Source organism: Sulfurisphaera ohwakuensis (assembly GCF_009729055.1).
Lineage (GTDB): Archaea > Thermoproteota > Thermoprotei_A > Sulfolobales > Sulfolobaceae > Sulfurisphaera > Sulfurisphaera ohwakuensis.
Genome location: NZ_CP045484.1, coordinates 1,167,979 through 1,186,380 on the forward strand (window position 1 = coordinate 1,167,979; position 18,402 = coordinate 1,186,380).

The following is an 18,402-nucleotide window of genomic DNA, read 5'->3' on the forward strand; positions in this document are numbered from 1 at the left end:
ATAATTGGTGGTCACTAATTAAAATAATTGCAATTACCGGCATGCCCGGATCTGGAAAAGGAGAACTTGCCAAGATCCTTAGAGAAAAAGGAATAAAGGTAATTACTATGAGTGATGTCTTGAGAGAAAAGTATTACAAAGAGGCAAAAGAAGGGGAAAGATTAATGGATTTTGCAAAAAGAATTAGAGAGTTATATGGAAAAGGGGCTGTAGCGAAACTTTGTATAGAAAAAATTGAAAAAGAGAAAATTGTGGCCTTTGACGGAGTAAGAAACTGGGAAGAGATAGAGGAGTTTAAGAAGATAGGCGATGTAACTATAATTGCAGTTCACTCTCCTCCAAAGCTAAGATATGAAAGACTTCTCAAAAGGGGTAGAAAGGATGATACTTTAACCGTAGAGGGATTAATGAAAAGAGATTGGGAGGAATTAGAAATGGGAATAGGAAATGTAATAGCGTTGGCTGATTACATATTAATTAATGATTCTACGATAGAGGAATTTAAGAGTAAGGCAGAAGAATTATTAAAGCGAATATTATGACAAAGATTATCATAGAAGTGGAGGTTAGACCTTCAGAAGATGAGAATAAAGTACTTCAAGCTATTAGAAATTTATTTGATTTTGAAAATCTGAAAGAAGAAAAAAGTGGTTACATAAAGATACTAGTTGCAGAATCACATACACTCCTTAGTTTACAGAAGTTTCACAGAAAATTAAGGGAAGAGAGAATTCTTGATGCAGCAAGAAAGTATTTAACTAAGAATCTGATCGGAAACGTTATTACTTTTATGTTAAATAAACAAGCTGCAGCAGTAGGAAAAATCTCTTTTGTAGATGATGAAAAAGAATCCCCTCTAGGGCCTATAAAGGTAACGATAGAGTATAAAGACCCTCAAGCGCTTATTGATTGGTTAACCCCTAAGACCGCTAAAGGCGTCCCTCTTTGGGAGAATCCTATTCCTTCTGACGAATAATGTAATAAGATAATGGTTCAGCAACAAAAGTTTTTTCAAAAATTCTTTTAGCCCTTATTAGCATTTCATATGTATCATCATATCTTGGACTTATGTGAAAAAGAGCTAACCTTTTCACATTAGCTTTTAATGCTACATATGCTGCATCATAACTATTTGAATGTCCATATTTATAAGCTTCTTTTTCATCAATAAAAGTAGAATCATGAATAAGAAGATCCACATCTTTTACAGCATTTATAACCTTCTCACAAGGTCCCGTATCTCCCGTATATGCAATTCTTATACCCTTTTTTACTATTAAATAGTCTTCCGGTAATAGAACTTTTCCATTTATTTCCACTCTTTTTCCTTCTTTTAGCATCCTTATAATTCTCCAATCCTTTATTCCCTCTTTTCTCAATTTATCAATATCAATCTTTAGTCTATCCTTTTCCTCAAATAAATATCCTTGTGATTCTATTGTGTGGCACGTTTCAAAAGTACTAATCTTAATATTTTCATCTTCATATTTATCTATTATCTGTATCTCAAAATTTGGGTAAAAATAAGTTTTTTTAAAAATATCCTCTAGAAATTCTTTTAATTCTTTTGGTCCCATTAAAAGTAATGATTCTTTTCTACTATACATACCCATGGTTTCGATCATTCCAGGTAAGCCTAAAACATGATCGCCATGCATATGAGTAATTCCAATGAGTTTTATTTTCATAAAACTAAGATTATGCTCCATCATCCTCCATTGGGTTCCTTCACCACAATCAAATAGAGCATCAAAACCTTCCCTTCTAACCATAATTGCTGGTAAGCCCCTTTTATTAGGAGCTCCTCCACCAGTACCTATAAAATATACTGTAATCATTTTTTTCTTACCACGTATATTGCTCTGCTTAAACTTTTATGCTCATAAATAAAATGGATTGAAATATCATTAAAACCAACTTCCTTTAACTTATCTCTCCAATCTAATTTAGAATCCGTAGTAAAAACTAAAGTACGCGTTATATTACTTGCCGAATAGAAGAAGCCCTCATACAGATTGTTTATCCCCTCCCTTACACTTACAGATCTACCATAGGGAGGATCAGTAACAATAGCTTCAATATTATTAAAAGGTAAAGATGTTGCATCTCCTCTTAAGATATCACATTCATAACCAAAGTACCTCAAATTAACTAAGCTCTTTTCTATCATTTTACTATCAACATCAAGACCAATACAATTAAGTCCTAACCATTTAGCCTCTATTAATATTGTCCCGGTTCCTACAAAAGGGTCTAGGATCGTTTTTCTACTTTTAGAAAGATTAACCATTAGTCTACCTATGTCTGGAGATAAAGTACCAGATTGAGAATAAGGCTTTTTAGAATGCTTAAATAAGCTTTCATTATCCTTTTCCTCAACCCTAAGACCAGCTATAATTAATCCTTCTGTAAAGATCAAATCCATTTTTTTACATTTCTTTGATACTTTTATATTATTTATAATTCTATCATATATAGATAAAAACTCACTTTTATATTCCTTAGTGATAACAGTAGGATCAACGGAAAAACATTCACCCTTTATATTTTTTACTATTTCATTTACATCATGGGATATAGCAATAACTCTCCCACTATATTTAATTAAACTTGATCTTTTGGCAACATTATTAGGTTCTTTATTAAATAAGGCTACACCATGATAATATTCTACTTCATCAGAATCTATTATTGCTTTAAGTTCTTCTAAGGATAAAAATAGATTATTCTGGTTTAAAATAGCATAAGCTTTCATATTTTTCTCGCTATAGCTGGTGATACATCAACTACTGCTACTTTTGATGGATCTTGTGGTATAGTATTAGTTGTTACAATCTCCTTAACTCCACTATTAATCAATTTTTCGTAGGCATTATCCAAAAATAATGAATGCACAGCTACAGAAATCACTTTCCTAGCACCATGCTCATAAGCAGCTCTCGTAGCCTGGATCATTGTGCCTCCAGTGCTAATTATGTCATCAACAATAATCACATCTTTTCCACTTAGCCTTAATTCCGGTAAATTCTTTATTCTAACCTCTCCTGTATCTCTATCTCTTTCTTTTTCTATATATGAATACTCTGCATTAAGTTGTTCAGCTAATCTTTTAGCTCTTTCCAAAGCTCCCCTATCTGGTGCCAAAACAAATGGTTTCTCAACCTTTTTACTAACTTCTTTAGCTAGTTCTGGCATTGGATCGGCAATTTTAACTTCCTTACCAAAATAGCTTAATTCCTCCTCTTTATGTGGTTCGATTACTATTAATACGTCAGCACCAGCTCTAGCAATAGCATTGAGGATTGTCTTTATGCTTAATGCTTCTCCTTCCTTAAATCTTCGATCTTGTCTAGAATATGCTAAATAAGGAACTATAGCTGTAATCTTATTATTCTTCATATCCGCTAATGTTTCTAGAATTAAGAGTAATTCAACGAAATGTTTATCTTGTGGTGGATATAATGATTGGACTACTAAAATCTCTTGATTTGTTATATGTTGTGGAATTCTAATATATGATTCTCCATCTGGAAAAACCTTGTGTTCTACCTTCAGAAGAGGAACTGAAATAATTTTTGATAAATTTTCATCTATCCCGTTTGTTGCTGTTCCTCCAATAATAATCATTAACTATTTAATTTAGGGAGTAGTTTTTAAGATTAAACTCGGGAATAGTATGTACTTCATATTTATCCTAGGCACGGCTGGATCAGGCAAAACAACATTAGTGAAATCTCTTCAAGATTATTTGCTAGATAATGAAATGGATACTGCTATAATAAATTTAGACCCAGCAGTGGAACAAATTCCTTATAAACCAGACTTTGACGTAAGAGAATTAGTTGATGCATTTGAAGTAATGGAAAAATATGGTCTAGGACCTAATTCTTCGCTCATTGCTTCTATAGATCTTTTATTGACAAAAGCAAAGGAGATTAAGGAAGAGGTAAATAGAATTGAAGCTAATTATGTTATAGTAGATACGCCGGGTCAAATAGAATTATTTGCCTATAGAGAAACTGGAAGAATTCTCTCTTCACTTATAAGTGAAGGAAATAAATCAGCCTCAGTTTTCTTGATGGACTCTTTTCTGGCAAAAGATGCTAGAAGTTATATCTCTCTTCTGTTACTTTCCAGTTCGATAAAATTCAGATTAGTGATGCCACAAGTATTAACACTATCAAAAGCTGACCTATTAACACCACAAGAGTTAGAAAGAATAAGAAATTGGATAGAAGAAGGAAGCATTATAGATGATTTGGGCGTGATTGATGAGTATTCATATGAACTTGCCAATACAATTATAGAGAATTTGGATAATATGCCCATACCTGTATCCTCAATTACTGGAGAAGGACTTGATGAGCTTTATGCTGAACTCCAAAGAATATTTGCTGGAGGGGAGGATTACCTAACAGAAGAACCAAGTCCTAAGCTTTAAAATTCTATTTCGATAATGACTTATATATGAGAGTTAAAGTTATTGACGCAGATGCTTTTTCATATATTTTCAGAACGTTAGAGGAATTCATAGATGAAATAACACTTGATTTTACCTCAGATGGACTAAAAATTAGGGGTATTGATCCTTCTAGGGTTACATTTATTGATATTTTAATTCCTTCCGGTTATTTTGAGGAATATAATGTAGAGAAGGAAGAAAAAGTAGGAGTAAAATTAGAGGATTTTACTGATGTATTAAAGACTGTTACAAAGAACGATAGCTTGTACTTAGAAACAGATGAAAATCAAAACATAAAAGTTACTCTTGATGGTGCATATGAAAGAACATTTACTTTTCCATCAATAGTTGCTTCTGAGATAGAAACTCCAAATCTAAACCTAGAATTTCCATTTAAGGCAAAGGCTCTTACAGTCACATTTACGGATATAATAGATGAAATAGAAGATATAGGCGGAGACTCAATTACATTTAAAGCTGAAGGAGGAAAACTATACCTTTCTGCAAATTCAGATATGGGATCTTCTACTATAGAATTGTCAACAGAGAATGGAGGCCTTTTAGAAAGCGAAGGAGGAGATGCAGAGAGTGTATATGGACTTGAGTATGTAGTAAATACGTCAAAAATGAGAAAACCTTCAGATACTGTTGAGATAGCCTTTGGATCGCAAATACCATTGAAACTAAGATATAACTTACCTCAAGGGGGGTATGCAGATTTCTACATTGCACCAAGAGCAGAATAAGATAATTAAGATTCTTTTTTCAGAATATTATGAGAAAGCTGAGTTAGATTTACCAAATGATATGGAACTAAGAGAATTTGCATATCAGCCCTTTGATTCTGAAACATATGTAAGACACTTATCCTTTTCATCACCACAGGAGTTAAGGCAGTATATACTTCAAAACGTACCATTACATCTATATTACTCTTCAGCAAGATATCAATTACCTTCAGCAAAAGAAATGGATGAAAAAGGATGGTTAGGCTCAGATTTACTTTTCGATTTAGATGCTGATGAAATATGTGAAGTTAAAGTAAGAAGATTTTGCCCTCAAGATGGATATGAGACTCTAGCTTCTAATTGTAACGGAGAATCTCCAATTGAGTATGCTGAAATAACTACTGAATGCATTATGAAAGTTTTTGAAAAAGCTCTCCTTATTAAAGATATTCTTAAGGAAGATTTTGGACTTAATGCACGAATATTCTTTTCTGGAAATAGAGGGTTTCATCTTAGAGTTACTTGTTACGAAGACTGTGCATTGCTTGACCCAGACGATAGGAAAGAAATAGCTGAGTATTTCACATCTCCAAAACCCCCAGTTATATATGAAGGAAATCCAGGTTGGTCTGGAAGAATAGCAAAAGGAATAGAAGGTATTAATATTGATACTCAAGTTACTATTGACATTAGAAGACTAGTTAGAATCCCTGGTTCATTAAATGGAAAAGCTGGATTAATGGTTGTGGAAATAAAAAATGACAAATTTGAATACGGTGAATGGCTATCCCCATTTGGTGGTGATTGTGTATTTTTACCATATGTTTCGGCAGAGCTAACAGTATTTAACTATAAGTATACAGTTAAGAGAAATTATCCAATAAAAATTGATACAAGGATAGGAGTATATTTAGCATTAAAAGGATTAGGAAAGGTGAAAGCATATGTTAGATGAGATAGTATTAAATGAAACCTTAAAAGAAGAACCTACCGAAATACAGTTAAAAGATTTAAACCAGTTAATAGTGCAGCTGAGAAAACTTAGGAGAAAATATAATGATGAACTACATAAAAAAGAAATTGAAATTTATGAAGAGCTGACAGAATCACTTTTTGAACTAAGAATTAGTAAACTTGTTGAAGGAAAGGAAATAAAAGGATTTGATTCTGATTTTTTGCAAGTTTTAAATTTAATGAAGAGAATTTATACTAATTTCCTTTCTGGAAAATATTATAATCTAGAAGACAAAATATTATGCTATGTTAATGTTAAATTTTCTATGAAAAATAAGACTCTTCATCCTGGTGACTTAATTTTATTGCCTTTAAGACAAGTTTTAGCTTTAATAACCTTAAACTATATTACTCCATTAGAAGTAGAATGAAAGTTCCCAAAGTTATAACTACATATTGCCCCAAATGCAAAACTCACACTGAACATTCTGTATCCTTATATAAAGGTGGTAAGAGAAGGACTCTCTCAGAAGGACAACGAAGATATGACAGAAAGAATCTAGGTTATGGAAGCAAAAGAAAACCAGAGCAAAAGAGATTCGCTAAAACAACAAAGAAACAAACACTAGTATTAAAATGTCAAAAATGCGGATATACTATAATGAGAGAAGGATTAAGAATGAAGAAAATTGAACTAGTTGAGGTGGTTAAATGAAGGCAAAATTCAAAGTTTTAATCCCAGAACCTAAAAGCAAATTTCTTAGAATTAAATGCCCTAACTGTGGAAACGAACAAACAGTGTTTAGCCATGCAACTTTCCCAGTGAGATGCTTGTCTTGTGGTACACAACTTGTATATCCTAGGGGCGGTAAGGCTAAAATAGTCGGTGAAACAGTTAGAATACTAGGTTAAAAATGATTTATAATAAAAACCCTATTCCAACTGAAGGAGAAATTTTAATTGCAACTGTAAAACAAGTTTTTGATTATGGTAGTTATGTAACTCTGGATGAATATGGAAATCTTCAAGCCTTCTTGCCTTGGAGTGAAATTAGTAGTAGATGGGTAAAGAACATTCGTGATGTGATAAAAGAAGGCAGAAAGATAGTTGTGAAAGTAATTAGAGTGGATAAAAGAAAAGGAACTATAGATGTATCTTTGAAGAAAGTTACAGAAGATGAAAAAAGAAAGAAAATGTCACAGTGGAAGAAAATACAAAAAGTTGATAAAATTCTAGAGATAGTTTCTCAAAAAATAAATAAGACAGAAAAGGAAGGATGGGAACAAGTAGCATGGAAACTTGAAGATAAGTATGGCGATGCATATGATGCTCTAGTTAAGGCAGTTAAAGAGGGGGATTCAATACTTAAAAACGCTGGCGTACCAGAAATTTGGATTAAACCTCTAATGGAAGAAATTGGGAAACACATAGAAGAAAAAAGAGTTAAAATAAGTGAAGTAATTACTCTAAGAAGCAGTGATCCAGCTGGAATTGAAAAAATAAGAAAAGTTTTAGGGGCGGCAGTTGAAATAGCTGAAAATGCTGATGTTGATATAAAAATTTACACTATTGGTGCTCCTAGATATAGGATAGATATAATAGGTACAGATCCGAAAATTCTCTCTAAAGTAATGACCGAAATATTAGATAATATAAGAGAAATAAGTAAAGAGGAAAAAGTAGAATTTAATGTGGTAAGAAAATGAAATGGAAAATAAAAAAATGTCCTAAAGACGGTACATATACTTTAAAAGATATATGCCCTATTTGTGGTACTCCTACAATTATTCCCCATCCAGCTAGATTTTCCCCAATAGATAAATATGTAAAATATAGAATAGAATTAAAAAAAGGTATAAAATTAAATTGTTAAGTAGTTATTGTAGTCCCATTTTCTTGAATTGTTAAGGGTAGAATAACGTTTGGTTCTACAAATTGATAAACTACAACAATAATATATACTATTGCTTCCCCGCCTACTGCAGGCTCAGCAGTAACTGGATATAGTGAAATATATACTGGTCTAAAGTAGGGTAAAACGACATTTGGCAAAATACCACTAGGATTAATCAAAGTAGCATTACCACCAAACGCTGAAGATAACTGGCTTAATGATATTGAAAATGGAGCTTGAACCGGACCTTGATTTAATGCTTGAACTCCTTCAATAAACATGTTAACTATCAATGAATTATATGCTTTGGGTGTCCAGGCCATTGGTAATGAGTTAGCAACTATTGAAGCTAACTGAGTTTGTCCTGCCTCGGCTAAAGTTGAGGCTGTCTCATTAACATAAGTGAAGTTAACATAACTATACATATTATAACCAGCTATAGTTGTCATTGCACCCATTGCTTTAGCAATATCACCTAGACTTGTAGTATAACCTATAAATTCTCCCGGGAAGTTTGTTGGATAACCAATAAACCATACTGATTGCCCAGAACTTGAAATGTATTGTGTCACAGCATCATAAGCGACAATATAAACTGGAATATTATAGTTAGGACTACCATAAGGATATATATGAAAATCGTTTTCTAAAACGTTAACAGCAAAAGTCTCATTATTTAGGAACATTTCCGCCATAAGCTTAATTTGAGTACCGTTAAGTGTATTATTCTCATCAATAACGCTCCGATTACCCACAACTTCAATCCAATATCCATAGTCCCACCAGCTTAGTATAAACGCATTCTTTGGTGTATTATGATTTATCCAGTCTAGCGCTGATATCCATGCATAATTAGTAGTTAAAAATGAAGTTGCTGCATTATAGATAGCTGTAGGTTCATAGCTAATTTCCATTGATATTCCAGCATCAGCTAATAAAGATATACCAATTATTCCTAACATGATTAGTGGTGCTATTCTTACACCCCTAGATTTGCTTTCTGCAAATCTGTTTGCAATCTCAGCAACACCTAAACCAGCTAATGCAGCAACAATATATGCAGTATAATTAAACAGGTATGGTTGCTCTGATGTTCCATAAATACTTGCAACACCTAAAATTAAGAGCCATAAACCAGGTAATTGAGCTCTTCTAGTAATTACAAAGTACATTCCTATAATTGAGAGAAATAATGATATTCCGAAATCCTGGATCATTGCTGTTACAGGTTGAGGAATATATTCAGCTACTGTCCTATCTATAGGTACTGAAAATTGGAAGAATGGATTAACTATTGCATAATATCTTGATGGTATTGGAGATTTTCCTAAAGCGGCTAATCCTAAAATTCCTAATGCTAGAATAAATACTATTGCAGCACCGATTATTATGTTCTTTGAATCTAATATTTCTTTAGGAATAATTTGTCTAATGTAGAGCTCTATGTAAAGGAACAGTGGAATTACAAGGAGTGACAAACCGTGAGCTAACCCGGACATAAAACCAATATTATTTGGAGCTAATGACGTAAGAAAAGCCGAAGTTATAGCTAATATAGTTAAGGTCTTTGCAGTAATCTCATCATTTTTGTTAAGCAACACTAAGAGGAAAGCAGCAATCGCGAGACTTAAGTCAATATAAGTATACCCTCCCCATGTAATATTAGCTAAAAATATCATTATACCTGCTGGAATACCATAAAGAGGGTTCTTTCTCTTAATAGCAAGAGTAACGAAATATATTGAAAAGAGTACAAATACTGCTCCCCATGAAGTTTTTGGCAATCCACCTAGTAAGTTCTTGTATGTAAGTGATGGAGAAACTGCAACTATAGCAGCTGCAATATATGCGCCAATCCTATTCTCAGTAATTACATCAATAGCTAAAAAAGCAGCAACTACTCCTAAACCATCTAAAAGTATATCAGAGAGAACTGCAACTGTATACACTGCATTAAAACCAAATTGCCCATAAAAAGGCAATGAAAACAAGGAGACTAACCATGGTAATCCGATGGTATTTCCAAGTTCTATAAAATAACCCCATGGGAACCAACCATGAACATCTGGTGGTACAGCGTACCAGTTTCCACCACTTTGTGCAATTAAAAGTGCATTGTAAAAAAGATACCAAGGATCAAACTCATTTACACTCTGGGGAAAGGCAAGTATATTTACTATTCTTATTAAAATCGATACTATAACTAGACCACTTATAACAGCAACATCAAGAAACTTAAATTTATCAAATTTAGGAATAACCTTAGTAGTTGACTGCATCGAAATACCTATTTATTTAAGTTATATAAGCTTAATCCATAAACACGGGTTTGATAAATTAATGAAAATTATATTTAAATTTAAAATTATGTATATAATATAATAACTATTTTTAATATATTTAATTAATATTTTATTTTTATTTATATTCACATAAAATAAAAATATAAGCAAACTAAGGCATAGTGTCGTCACTAGGTATAATTTTATTAATTAATGAAAATCTTTACAAAGAGAAGATACTAAGAAAAGGTTTTATACATCCTAATGTGAATATAGAAATATAAAGACCCTAGTGGTGACACTATAAACTAAGGCATACTTTCTGTGGGAAATCATGTATCAAAAAATTCAAATATCACTTAAGTAATCCATTACTAGAGGGACCGTCGTCTAGCCTGGACTAGGATGCAGGCCTGGGGATAAATCCCTAACCAGTACGCCTGTGGTCCCGGGTTCAAATCCCGGCGGTCCCATTACCAATAATTATCACTTCTTTCTCTCAATATTACTAAAATCATTAACAATGCTATAACAAATACAGCTATGACAATTATGGCAGATTTTAAATCTATATTAGATGTCTGTAAAGGAGCATCTGTATTTTCGCCATTTACTACTTTTATCTGAGGAACAGAAATTGAAATAACGGTAGAATTAACTACAACTATATAATTACGTATATCATGTATAATGTAAGGAGCAGACTTATAGTAAGCATTAGCCGCATAAACTTCTATCTCATTCTGTCCAATTGTAAGATTAAATGTAAAAGTAGTGTTAGTAGTATTAGTTACCAGCTTACCGTTATTATAAATTAAATAGTATTCAGCACCAAAAACTTTGCTCCAATTTAATAATATTGTATTTAACGTAATAGACCAGTTAACAGTTGGCGAAGCTGGTTGAATATAATAAATTAAAGTGAAAGTATATTCTGTTATTCCAGCTGTGTTAATAGCCTCTAAGGATACGTTATAAACACCAAATGGAACTTTAACGAAATACGAAGTATTTGTAGTACTTACATTGAGCAAAACAACATTTTCTTTACTTACTGTTAATATATATTTAGCCTTAGAAGTAGAGTTCCAACTTACTAGAAATCCATTTATTTTCTTATATACTGTTACTGTGAGATTAGCTTTTGATGCAGCTATAAAAGAAACTGTGGCAATACTACTATTTCCAATCTTATTGTACGCAATAAGCTCTATAGTATAAAGCTCTCCAGCCGTTAAATTGGTAAGCACATAAGATGTAACATTGCCCACGTTTAATCCTTTACCATTTATGTAAAGATAATAACCCTCAATAGGATATCCTCCATTAAACGTATCATACCAAGTTAAAGTAGCATTAAGGTTGCCAATTTTCACTTTAATAATTGGTGGATTAGGGACAGAAGATGGAGTTGCAGAAACAATATCTGAAGGTATACCATTTCCAAGAGAATTATATGGAATTATTTGGATATAATACGTTATGCCGTCCTTTAAATGCTTAATAGTATATGAAGTCACATTTCCCACGTTTATGGTCACTTTTTGAGAAAAGTTTGACCAATAAGTTATATAATATCCAGAGGCATTAATATCATACCATTTTAGTGTAATAGTCTCATTTCCACTCGCTACTGATGCTATTTGGGGTTTAGGCGGAGGAAGATAAATTGAAACTGTTTGCATTGCATTGGAAGGAATATTACCCGGCCCAAAACCACCTAGAATAATTAACCTATTCCCTATTTGTACACTGGTACTAAATTGCGTAGATATTTGCTCCTGAATGTTAGTATTTCGCCATGTACCATTATAATAATATAATATTTCTCCTAACTGATATGTACCACTAATATAATATAGCCCACCGACAAGGTATAAATACCCTTCATAATATCCCAAGACTCCACCAGCTTCAACACCAGGTAATGAAGGAAGTGAAATCCATGTATTATTTTCTGGATAATAAACAAAGACTGAGGAAGTTAGAGTTGCTGACTGGGTAAATCCACCAACCACGAACAAAGCTGAACCGTTAAAATAGTATGCAGAATATGCTAATCTCAAAGGAGCATTACCAATAATTTCCCAGGCATTAGTCTTCAAATTATATACTTGAATATAATTTACCGGGGGAACTAAAGAATTACCAGAGTAATTCATACCACCTATAACGTAAATCTTATAATCATAGGAGAAGACAATTGCACCATAAACCGGAATTGGCATGGAATCACTTATTACTTTCCACCCATTTCCAGTAAACTTAAGAATACCACCAAATATGGAAGTTGAGTTAGCTCCACCTACTACATAAAGAGTATTATTACATACAGTTGCACCAGCTGAGGCTAATGCAAAAGGCAAACTAGGACCTAAATACCAACTCCCATTCTCATAAATGTAGACGGAGCTAACGGGAGTACTATATAAATTTTCTCCGCCAATAAGGAAAATTTTACCATCGTAATAAGCTGATGTAGCATAAACCAGAGAGTCTGGAATTGCTTGATTTATAGAAGTGGTAAATTCTATGTAAGCCGTACTTAACGTAGGAAAAATCAATATTACTAAAACCAAAGCCAAAAGGGTATGCCGTTTCATGATTTACTAATCTATTAAATAATACTTTATAAATCCTATCACATGATTAGCTAAAATATTTTGAGACTATCCAATAGGTTAAACTCTCAAAAACTCTAGCAAACTTTAGGAAATACGGTTCGATCTTTAATTTAGAAGGAACATAAATTTCTCTCTTTCCAGTCTTTATAGCTTTTACAACTGCATCGGCAACCTTATCTGGAGTTTGCTAAAAACGTCTTGGGAATTCCTAAATGAAGGATGAGAAGTAAAATTAGTTTTTACCGGTCCTGGATAAATACCACTTACCTTAACATTATATTTCTTAGCCTCAGCCCATAGTGCATTAGTAAATTGTGCTAATCCTGCCTTAGCAGCTGAATAAACAATAAGTTTAGGTGTAGCAACATATGCTGCTTCAGAAACAATATTAACTATACTACCTTCCCTCTGACTTACCATAATAGGATATACAGACTTAATAAAATATAGTGGTGCAATAAAAAGAGTCTTTATCATATACTCTTCTTCATCTAAAGGCGTTTCAAGAAAAGAACCATAGATACCAAAACCGGCATTATTAACCAAAACATCTATTCTTCCAAACTTCTCATATACCTCCTTTACAATTCTAAAATCATTTTCCTTATCTGTAACATCGGCCTCATATATAATATCACCAACTTCTGCTTTACTCCTAGATATAGAAACTACAGTATATCCTTCATTTTTTAGCTTGATAGCTATAGCCTTACCAATTCCTTTAGAAGCACCAGTTACAATAGCAACTTTCATAATCTACCTTACCTTAAACCATAATCATAAACTTTTACCCAAATGCTTTTCTAAAGTTTCTTTCTACAATCTTATTAACTTCTTCTTCAGAAGTCCCTTTAAGTTTAGAAATTTCTTTAATTGCTTCAACTATATGGACCGGCTCTAATAATCTGCCTTTATACTCATAACCTCCATCACTTTCTGTTAATATTATATCTAAAGGTGACTTAATAACTATATTCTGATGTTTTTTCTGAAAAGTTACTGAAGGATTTACTGTTATAAAATATCCAGCTCCTTCTATTTCTTTTAATAAATTTTCTGGGCCAGTATACCAGTGAAAGATCGCTCTTTTAACATTATGTTTTTGTAAAATATTGAAAGCCTCTTCCCATGCATCAAGGGCATGAACGTTAATAAGTTTTTTCTGGTTCGAAGCCTCTTCAGCAAAAGCCTCAAAATATTTTAATTGAATGGATTTATCAGCCTTAGCATATCTATAATCTAATCCTACTTCCCCAATAAAATCAGCCTTTTTTACTAACTCTAAAACCTTATTTAAATTCTCTTCATGAACCCTCCATGGATGTATTCCAATACCAGCCAAAATATCTGGAGATTTTAAGGAAAGAGTTTCTATAGATGTAGAATAATCCATCGAAACCGCTGCTATTATGAAGTTTTCATATTTTTTCTTTAAATAAGAATAATGACAATGAGCATCGTAATACATATAAAAAAGAAAAAGATATGACTTAATAAATTTCATTCACACTTATGTTTATCTTACCATAGAAATTATAAAACTCTAATTCCAATTTACCACCACCAATAAAGTGTTTGGAGATGTCAGTACCAGAATATGCTATAATCAGAGTAGAATTGTCATACACTTTTACATTAAAAGGAGTGTCTGACTTAATAGTTAGGCTAATATTTCCAGAGCCTGGAAGATTAATAGGATATATATATGTACCAGAAGAATTTGCATAAACACCTATAGCAGAGGAATAGTTAAAGTAGTGTGTAACGTGGGTCATAGTAGTTGTATCTACATATTTTGCATTTGAGGATTGATTTGAAATTATATAATGATTAAAATAGTATTCGTATCCTATGACCGCTATTAAGATTAGAAAAGTAGCTATGAGGATCTTGCCTAACATATTTTCTAACTGAAAAGAGGTGAATTTATAAAATCGAGAACTAAATATTACTTCTCTGAACACGTGACAAGACATTACTGCTTTTCCATGTTGCTAGAGTTAAGAAAACAATAGCTAAGGAAGCATAACCCATAATTAGTCCCCATTTACCAGCTGAAACTATGCCAAAAGAATTAACTAATGCACCCATAATAATACTACCTATGCCACCTATTATACTTCCTAAGTTATATGTTAAACCGGTTAACATACCTCTGACCTCTATAGGTACGGATTCTACGATTAGTAATGGTGCTAATGGCCAAAAACCGGTAGCAATAGTATATAAAAGTAAACCGAACGTAATAAAGCTAGGCTGCTCAATCACAGCCAACATAAACGGTAAACCTATCATCTCGCCAATAACACCATACATTATTAACTTCCTCTTACTAAATTTGTCTGAAGCCCTACCAAATGCTATAAAAGAGACCGCTAACAAAACGTTAGATAAGAACATTAAAAAGCCTACATAATCTTTGCTTATTTGGATACTTTCAAGAAATTCTGGATATACTGCAAAAATTGAATAATAAGAGAAAAACATTCCAGAAATAACAATAGTGCTCCTTATTATAACTGACAGGTAGCCAGAAATATTAGCTTGAGCCTTTATATTTTCTTTTCTAAATGTTTTTACATCATTAACCTTAGCTAGAATATAAGGAACTAGAAAAATCGGTATCGCACCAGTTAAAAGAAACATCCTCCAATTAGTAGAAAAGAAAATATAAACAAGTCCTGTTAAGGCATAACCCAGCCCATAACCGGCTTGAACTATTCCATTTATTATTCCCCTCATAGAGACTGGTGCATTTTCATAAGCAATAACAGTACCAGCAGTCCATTGAGCACCCATGAAGAGTCCTTGAAGACTTCTAGCTAATAAAAGTATGAAAACATTAGGAGATAATGCTAATAAAAGCTGAGACAAAGAGTATCCTGCAGTACCTAAATTTAAAACCACTTTCCTTCCATAAATATCTGCAAACTTGCCGAATACATAACCGCCTATTACTCTAAAAATTAAACCTAAGGAAAAAAGTAACGTACCGATAACTGTTGATGCATCAAAACACTTATACAATTCTTCATAAACATAAGTAATAATAAGGAGATCATAAATATTACCGGCCCATGCAAATGTAGAAGCGATTGTTGCATGAACCCATTTTTCCATATATAAATAGTAATATAAATGGGTTTAAACTTCTGTTTTAATAAAAAGAATAAGAATATTTAAATTTTGTATTATCAAATAAGTAATTATAATATTGGATTAAGCGAGCAAATTACTCATAACGCAGCCACTATGTTATATTTCCGCAAGTTTTAACATATATGGATACGTTATTAAATGCGTGTACATCGATCATATCTATAATAGACCTTTTCCCTTTTCTTCAATTTTCTAAAATGTATTAAGACTTAGATGATATAATAAATATATAGACCTTTTTGCTTACTATGATGGTAATTTAAAAATTATTAACGTTATAATACGAATAGTTTCGGACAACTCTCTCTAATCTACTTATAATTAATCTGAGGGAAGGTTCTAATATAAAGATTTACGTAATATAGGGTATAGAGAATATATTAATAGACCTCAGAGTGTAATATTGGTGGCTTACAATTCCCATAAAATACATTTGTAGAAATTGTGGTTATGTTTTGTATAAATTTGAAAAGGTAGGACAAGATTTTTATGGAGTAAGAACCCCCTCGGAAATTAAAATAATATTTGGCGGTAAGTGTCCAAAATGTGGTCATGAATTATCTACTCCTAAACTAGAAGATATACATATAAAAGTTAAAAATAAGATCAAACCAGTAATAGAATGAATCAAGATAATAAAGTTTTAAATAAAAGAGCTTCTTTTCTACTAATATTAATAAGTTATAATTTATCAAAATGGAAATATTTAAATAAGGTAAATTAGAAATTTTCGTTAGGACAATAGTAATCACAACAATAATTATAAAGATATAGAACTATAAGAATTTTTAATTTCCTCTATATTACTACTAACTAATGCACACATCATTAACCTAAAGCAAGTGGGATAAGGCTTGCATAAGACGTAGTATAAAAGTATAAGATACTTTTTTAAAACTTTCTCCGACAATTTTTTTCATGCTCAACTATAATTTCTTAGAAATATAATTTTTTAACATAAATAGTTACAATTGTGCAATTTTTCATTAAGCGCTATCTTAAACTAAAGGGAAAGAAAATTGTGATAAAAGCTTTAAATAAGCATGTATAAAGTATTACTTGATTTATCTTAAGTAAGTTTAATATTGCTGTATAAGTATAGTTTATTGATAATGACTATTATTGTTAGAAAGACTCATGAGAAGGATGGGAAGAGGATTTATATTAGAGTTGGTGAGAGTCCTCCGGCTGTAAAGGATGGTAAGATAAAGGATGGGGCGTTCTTTATAGTTGTTGGTGATGATGAAGGAGAGAAGAAGATAAGATTAACTGATCAAGAAGCATTAGATATAGCTCAAAGAATACTAACAATTTACCAAATGCATATAAGGATTTATAGGAAATTAGACAAAAAAACTTATCAAGAATATAAGCACAGAATGGAAAGCCAAACTATCGATGAAAGATTAGAAAATGAAATAATAAGATACCTCATCAAATCTGGTGGCGAAGCAACAGTTGAAGAAATAAGAGATCTACTAAGTGTTAAACACGCAGACTACCTTCATACAATGGAAAGAAACGGATTAATAATAATTGATGGAAATAAAGTCATACTAAACATGAAAAAATAATCATTATTATAATATTTATACTAACTGAAAATATAGATATACTATCTTATTAGGTTAATTTAGCTACGCTTACTTAACGTAAATACTTATAGTTTGCTCAATTTTCTTAGGTGCTAATATTGTTAAACTCTTTTAAATTCTAAAATCAAGCGTTAAGTTGAAAATAAGATTACCATTAGCTTAGATAAATTTCAATTGACCCACAAAAAAGAGTGTAGAGGAAATTTTATAAAAGTGAAATTATACTAGCTTTTAAAATGAAAGTTATTAAATATGATGTGAAGGTCAAGGTTGAGACTAAAGACCCTAAAAGAGAATTTGTAAAATTACATGGATTACTAATTGGGCGATTTACAAAAGATGAGAGAAAATATAAGGAGCAAGTTAATAACATACTTCAAGGTAAGGCAAAATCATTAGAAATTAATGGTATAAAAGCGAGTATAAATGAAAACGTATTAGAAGTAGAAGGTATTAAATTTAGGAAATTAATAAATGTAAGAAAATTTATTGATGAAACAACCAAAAAATATGAAATGAAATGTGGACAATTAAACAAGTCAGAAAACTTATTAACGAAGCAATGTGAAGGGGAAAACATAAAGATTTACTTCGAGATTAAACCAGAAAGAATTAAACCCATAAAGAAAACTACTGAAGAAAAGAAAGAAGAAAGTAAAGAAACTCAACAAAGCAAGTCTTAAATCTTTAGACAAAATTATATC

At 31.9% G+C, this 18,402-nt stretch carries 21 protein-coding genes, 1 tRNA gene and 1 pseudogene; 14 read left to right on the forward strand and 9 right to left on the reverse strand.

Annotated features, from left to right (window positions below; translation table 11 throughout):
• Nucleotides 1–41: 41 nt before the first annotated feature.
• Together D1869_RS06525 and D1869_RS06530 are read left to right on the forward strand one after the other, a co-directional pair.
• Nucleotides 42–542 carry an AAA family ATPase gene (locus tag D1869_RS06525; RefSeq protein WP_156014429.1) on the forward strand — a complete coding sequence of 167 codons (501 nt, stop codon included), beginning with the start codon at nucleotides 42–44 and terminating at the stop codon, nucleotides 540–542.
• A complete protein-coding gene (locus D1869_RS06530; protein WP_156014430.1) occupies nucleotides 539–976 on the forward strand; it encodes an RNA-binding domain-containing protein in 438 nt (145 codons plus the stop codon). Before D1869_RS06525 ends, D1869_RS06530 begins: the two co-directional genes overlap by 4 nt.
• On the opposite strand, the gene rnz is transcribed toward D1869_RS06530, so the two are convergent.
• Genes rnz through D1869_RS06545 form a run of 3 tightly spaced genes read right to left on the reverse strand, consistent with a single transcriptional unit; the run spans nucleotide 957 to nucleotide 3,627 of the window.
• The gene (rnz, locus tag D1869_RS06535) at nucleotides 957–1,838 is read right to left on the reverse strand and encodes a ribonuclease Z (protein ID WP_156014431.1); all 882 of its coding nucleotides are present in this window, start codon (nucleotides 1,836–1,838) and stop codon (nucleotides 957–959) included. The two genes, D1869_RS06530 and rnz, sit on opposite strands and share 20 nt — an antisense overlap.
• Complete coding sequence (locus tag D1869_RS06540) at nucleotides 1,835–2,755, reverse strand: TRM11 family SAM-dependent methyltransferase (RefSeq protein ID WP_156014432.1); 921 nt, start codon at nucleotides 2,753–2,755, stop codon at nucleotides 1,835–1,837. The genes rnz and D1869_RS06540 overlap by 4 nt, the downstream gene beginning before the upstream one ends.
• Entirely contained in the window at nucleotides 2,752–3,627 is an 876-nt protein-coding gene (locus D1869_RS06545) for a ribose-phosphate diphosphokinase (protein ID WP_156014433.1), read from the reverse strand. The genes D1869_RS06540 and D1869_RS06545 overlap by 4 nt, the downstream gene beginning before the upstream one ends.
• Nucleotides 3,628–3,676: 49 nt before the next feature.
• Between D1869_RS06545 and D1869_RS06550 the strand changes: the two genes are divergently transcribed.
• Genes D1869_RS06550 through D1869_RS06585 form a run of 8 tightly spaced genes read left to right on the forward strand, consistent with a single transcriptional unit; the run spans nucleotide 3,677 to nucleotide 8,017 of the window.
• Complete coding sequence (locus D1869_RS06550) at nucleotides 3,677–4,441, forward strand: ATP/GTP-binding protein (RefSeq protein ID WP_010978941.1); 765 nt, start codon at nucleotides 3,677–3,679, stop codon at nucleotides 4,439–4,441.
• Between the two features lie 26 nt (nucleotides 4,442–4,467).
• The gene (gene pcn3, locus D1869_RS06555; protein WP_156014434.1) at nucleotides 4,468–5,208 is read left to right on the forward strand and encodes a DNA polymerase sliding clamp Pcn3; all 741 of its coding nucleotides are present in this window, start codon (nucleotides 4,468–4,470) and stop codon (nucleotides 5,206–5,208) included.
• The gene (priS, locus tag D1869_RS06560; protein WP_156014435.1) at nucleotides 5,174–6,145 is read left to right on the forward strand and encodes a DNA primase small subunit PriS; all 972 of its coding nucleotides are present in this window, start codon (nucleotides 5,174–5,176) and stop codon (nucleotides 6,143–6,145) included. The genes pcn3 and priS overlap by 35 nt, the downstream gene beginning before the upstream one ends.
• A complete protein-coding gene (gins15, locus tag D1869_RS06565; RefSeq protein ID WP_156014436.1) occupies nucleotides 6,135–6,575 on the forward strand; it encodes a DNA replication protein Gins15 in 441 nt (146 codons plus the stop codon). Before priS ends, gins15 begins: the two co-directional genes overlap by 11 nt.
• Nucleotides 6,572–6,859 (forward strand): 50S ribosomal protein L44e, encoded by a 288-nt coding sequence (locus D1869_RS06570; RefSeq protein ID WP_156014437.1) that lies wholly within the window; start codon nucleotides 6,572–6,574, stop codon nucleotides 6,857–6,859. The genes gins15 and D1869_RS06570 overlap by 4 nt, the downstream gene beginning before the upstream one ends.
• Nucleotides 6,856–7,056 (forward strand): 30S ribosomal protein S27e, encoded by a 201-nt coding sequence (locus D1869_RS06575; protein ID WP_156014438.1) that lies wholly within the window; start codon nucleotides 6,856–6,858, stop codon nucleotides 7,054–7,056. The genes D1869_RS06570 and D1869_RS06575 overlap by 4 nt, the downstream gene beginning before the upstream one ends.
• Nucleotides 7,057–7,058: 2 nt before the next feature.
• Complete coding sequence (locus tag D1869_RS06580) at nucleotides 7,059–7,850, forward strand: translation initiation factor IF-2 subunit alpha (RefSeq protein ID WP_156014439.1); 792 nt, start codon at nucleotides 7,059–7,061, stop codon at nucleotides 7,848–7,850.
• Nucleotides 7,847–8,017: an RNA-protein complex protein Nop10 gene (locus D1869_RS06585; protein WP_156014440.1), complete on the forward strand. Its 171-nt coding sequence runs from the start codon at nucleotides 7,847–7,849 to the stop codon at nucleotides 8,015–8,017. Before D1869_RS06580 ends, D1869_RS06585 begins: the two co-directional genes overlap by 4 nt.
• Here D1869_RS06585 and D1869_RS06590 read toward each other — a convergent pair.
• On the reverse strand, nucleotides 8,014–10,317 hold the full coding sequence (locus tag D1869_RS06590; protein WP_156014441.1) for an STT3 domain-containing protein: 2,304 nt from the start codon (nucleotides 10,315–10,317) through the stop codon (nucleotides 8,014–8,016). The two genes, D1869_RS06585 and D1869_RS06590, sit on opposite strands and share 4 nt — an antisense overlap.
• A gap of 382 nt (nucleotides 10,318–10,699) precedes the next feature.
• On the opposite strand from D1869_RS06590, the gene D1869_RS06595 reads away from it, so the two are divergent.
• Nucleotides 10,700–10,793: transfer RNA gene (locus tag D1869_RS06595), tRNA-Pro, on the forward strand.
• Here the strand turns inward: D1869_RS06595 and D1869_RS06600 are convergent.
• The 5 genes and pseudogenes from D1869_RS06600 to D1869_RS06620 all read right to left on the reverse strand — a co-directional run bounded on the left by D1869_RS06600 (nucleotide 10,794) and on the right by D1869_RS06620 (nucleotide 16,064).
• Nucleotides 10,794–12,923 carry a fibronectin type III domain-containing protein gene (locus tag D1869_RS06600; RefSeq protein ID WP_156014442.1) on the reverse strand — a complete coding sequence of 710 codons (2,130 nt, stop codon included), beginning with the start codon at nucleotides 12,921–12,923 and terminating at the stop codon, nucleotides 10,794–10,796.
• Nucleotides 12,924–12,969: 46 nt separating this feature from the next.
• Nucleotides 12,970–13,700: pseudogene (locus D1869_RS06605) on the reverse strand (SDR family NAD(P)-dependent oxidoreductase).
• Nucleotides 13,701–13,731: 31 nt separating this feature from the next.
• Nucleotides 13,732–14,412, reverse strand: a complete 681-nt coding sequence (locus D1869_RS06610; protein WP_156014443.1) for a TatD family hydrolase — start codon at nucleotides 14,410–14,412, stop codon at nucleotides 13,732–13,734.
• A 22-nt stretch (nucleotides 14,413–14,434) separates the two neighbouring features.
• Nucleotides 14,435–14,845: a hypothetical protein gene (locus D1869_RS06615; RefSeq protein ID WP_156014444.1), complete on the reverse strand. Its 411-nt coding sequence runs from the start codon at nucleotides 14,843–14,845 to the stop codon at nucleotides 14,435–14,437.
• A 40-nt stretch (nucleotides 14,846–14,885) separates the two neighbouring features.
• Nucleotides 14,886–16,064, reverse strand: coding sequence for an MFS transporter (locus D1869_RS06620; RefSeq protein ID WP_231113769.1), 1,179 nt, complete (start codon nucleotides 16,062–16,064; stop codon nucleotides 14,886–14,888).
• Between the two features lie 494 nt (nucleotides 16,065–16,558).
• Here D1869_RS06620 and D1869_RS15135 point away from each other — a divergent pair, with 494 nt between their 5' ends.
• From D1869_RS15135 to D1869_RS15455, 3 genes are all read left to right on the forward strand, one after another.
• The gene (locus D1869_RS15135) at nucleotides 16,559–16,729 is read left to right on the forward strand and encodes a TFIIB-type zinc ribbon-containing protein (protein ID WP_184650935.1); all 171 of its coding nucleotides are present in this window, start codon (nucleotides 16,559–16,561) and stop codon (nucleotides 16,727–16,729) included.
• Between the two features lie 486 nt (nucleotides 16,730–17,215).
• On the forward strand, nucleotides 17,216–17,677 hold the full coding sequence (locus D1869_RS06625) for a hypothetical protein (protein ID WP_156014445.1): 462 nt from the start codon (nucleotides 17,216–17,218) through the stop codon (nucleotides 17,675–17,677).
• 257 nt (nucleotides 17,678–17,934) lie between these two features.
• Nucleotides 17,935–18,381 carry a hypothetical protein gene (locus tag D1869_RS15455; RefSeq protein WP_221267028.1) on the forward strand — a complete coding sequence of 149 codons (447 nt, stop codon included), beginning with the start codon at nucleotides 17,935–17,937 and terminating at the stop codon, nucleotides 18,379–18,381.
• Nucleotides 18,382–18,402: the final 21 nt, after the last annotated feature.